The sequence below is a fragment of the Mesorhizobium sp. M7A.F.Ca.ET.027.03.2.1 genome, assembly GCF_003999175.1.
Classification (GTDB): domain Bacteria; phylum Pseudomonadota; class Alphaproteobacteria; order Rhizobiales; family Rhizobiaceae; genus Mesorhizobium.
In genome coordinates, this window is sequence record NZ_RZOM01001070.1 from 1 (window position 1) to 2,124 (window position 2,124).

Annotated in this window: 4 protein-coding genes; 2 read left to right on the plus strand and 2 right to left on the minus strand. The window is 66.5% G+C overall.

All coding sequences use genetic code 11. The features are described from left to right. Together EN750_RS31240 and EN750_RS31245 are read left to right on the plus strand one after the other, a co-directional pair. The coding region (locus EN750_RS31240; protein WP_145968090.1) for an EamA family transporter at positions 1-887 on the plus strand (887 nt) is incomplete at its 5' end. After that, positions 884-1,570: a lysoplasmalogenase family protein gene (locus EN750_RS31245; RefSeq protein WP_127399012.1), complete on the plus strand. Its 687-nt coding sequence runs from the start codon at positions 884-886 to the stop codon at positions 1,568-1,570. The genes EN750_RS31240 and EN750_RS31245, both read left to right, overlap by 4 nt. 1 nt (position 1,571) lies before the next feature. Here the strand turns inward: EN750_RS31245 and EN750_RS31250 are convergent, their stop codons facing one another. Together EN750_RS31250 and EN750_RS31255 are read right to left on the minus strand one after the other, a co-directional pair. After that, complete coding sequence (locus EN750_RS31250; RefSeq protein ID WP_127399013.1) at positions 1,572-2,000, minus strand: cupin domain-containing protein; 429 nt, start codon at positions 1,998-2,000, stop codon at positions 1,572-1,574. Between the two features lie 19 nt (positions 2,001-2,019). After that, a partial coding sequence (locus EN750_RS31255; RefSeq protein ID WP_281061950.1) for a hydroxyacylglutathione hydrolase C-terminal domain-containing protein occupies positions 2,020-2,124 on the minus strand: 105 nt, incomplete at its 5' end.

Sequence of the window (2,124 nt, forward strand, 5' to 3'; positions counted from 1 at the left end):
TGCTCGCACTGCTCACCGATGCGTCGGGCCAGGTGCCGCCGTTCCTCTTGTCGGCGATCACCTTCTCGATCGGCACCGGGGTCGGGCTCATCGCGCGGCTGTTCATGCCGGCACCCGACAAGAGCCAGAAGATACCGCCGCAGGTGTGGCTGATCGGCATTGCCGGCCTGTTCGGCTACCACTTCTTCTATTTCACCGCGCTGCGCAATGCGCCGGCGGTGGAGGCGAGCCTGATCGCCTATCTGTGGCCGCTGCTGATCGTGCTCGGCTCGGCGCTGATGCCGGGCGAAAAACTGGCGTGGAACCATGTCGTCGGCGCGCTGCTCGGCCTTGCCGGCACCGTGCTGATCGTCACCAAGGGTGGCGGGCTGGCCTTCGACGCCCGCTATTCCTTCGGCTATGCCATGGCTGCCGTCTGCGCCGTCCTGTGGTCGTCCTATTCGTTGTTGTCGCGGCGCTTCCCGTCGGTGCCGACCAGCATCGTCACCTGGTTCTGTGCTGCCACCGCGGTGCTGTCGCTCGCCTGCCACCTGGCGCTGGAACAGACCGTTCTGCCCGTCGGCGCCGGCCAGTGGCTGGCGGTGCTTGGTCTTGGCCTGATGCCGGTGGGCGCTGCCTTCTATGCCTGGGACATCGGCGTCAAGCGCGGCAACATCCAGGTGTTGGGTGCCGCAAGCTACGCCGCACCGCTGTTGTCGACGCTGGTGCTGATCGCGGCCGGCGTCGCCGAGCCGTCGCTGCGCATCCTCGCCGCCTGCGTGCTCATCACCGGCGGCGCGGCGCTCGCCGCAAAATCCCTGTTCCTGCGCAAGCCTGCGGCGACCGAGAGCCGAGCCGGGTCATCCGAAGGCGGAGCCCGGGGCATCCAAAGGCGGAGCCGGGCATGACGATGCCGTTTGCGGGCGGTATCGACGCCAATGCCAACGCGACACTGATTTTTTCGCTGGCGGCGGCGATGATCTATGCGTTCACGCTAGGCATGCCGCCGACGCTCGCCCGCTCGGCGGCAAAGACGCTTGCCGTGGCGATGCTTGCCGTTCTGGGCGGGCTACAGGGCGGCCCGCTGCTGCTGGTCGCCGCGCTCGCCCTCAGCGCCGCTGGCGACGCCTTCCTGTCGCGCGACGGCGAAAAGGCCTTTCTCGGCGGGCTGGCCAGTTTTCTCGTCGCCCACATCGTCTATGTCGCGCTGTTCCTGCGCAGCGGTGGCGGATTGGGAGTGCTTGGCGCCGAGCCGTGGCGCGGTGCGATCGCGCTCGCCATGGCGGTGTTCGTGGTCATCATGCTGGCGGCGCTGTGGCGTCGCGTCGGTCCCGGCCTGCGTATCCCGATCACCGTCTATATCGCCGCCATCCTGGCAATGGGCATCTCGGCGCTGACAACAAGCAATATGTGGGTGATCGGTGGCGCCGTGCTGTTCATGGTATCGGACGGGCTGCTCGCCACCGAGAAATTCCTTGTCGCCGCCATCTCGCCCCACCGCGCCTGGATGCGCCTCGCCGTCTGGGCGCTGTACTACGCCGCCCAGCTCGCGACGACACTTGGGTTCCTGCTAAATTTGGGTTCTTATTGAGTTAGGGTTGTTTCGGCTGCCAGCCGGGTTCGGCCAGCTCAAAGGCGGCAAACTCGAAGCCCGGCGCGACGGTGCAGCCGACCAGCGTCCATTCGCCCAGGCTGCGCGCCGACTGCCACCAGCCTGCCGGCACGACGATCTGAGGCCGCTCACCGGCTGCGAGATCGATGCCGAGGACTTGCTCTACAAGGGCGCTGCCTTCTTCCCACATCGAGAGCGCCAGCGGTGCGCCGGCATGGAAATGCCAGACCTCGGCGGCATCCTTGACCCGGTGCCAGGCCGAAACCTGATGCTCCTCAAGCAGGAAATAGATGGCAGTCGAATGGCCGCGCGCGCCGCCGGTGCCATCGCGAAAGGTCTCGGCATACCAGCCGCCTTCCGGATGCGGCTTCAGCCCGAGCGTCGCGATAATTTCTGCGGAGCTGGTCATGGCGACGACACTACCGGGCCTAGAAATTGTCCTTGCGCTTGCGGATTTCGGCAAAGACCTCGGCGTCCGAAGCTTTCTCCAGCCCCAGATGCTTGCGGATCGCCGGATCGTGCCAGCGCAGGAA

Bases quoted from the DNA above. Each gene is read 5' to 3' on its own strand.
- EN750_RS31245 (WP_127399012.1), top strand. From the start codon at position 884: ATGACGATGCCGTTTGCGGGCGGTATCGACGCCAATGCCAACGCGACA.
- EN750_RS31250 (WP_127399013.1), bottom strand. From the start codon at position 2,000: ATGACCAGCTCCGCAGAAATTATCGCGACGCTCGGGCTGAAGCCGCAT.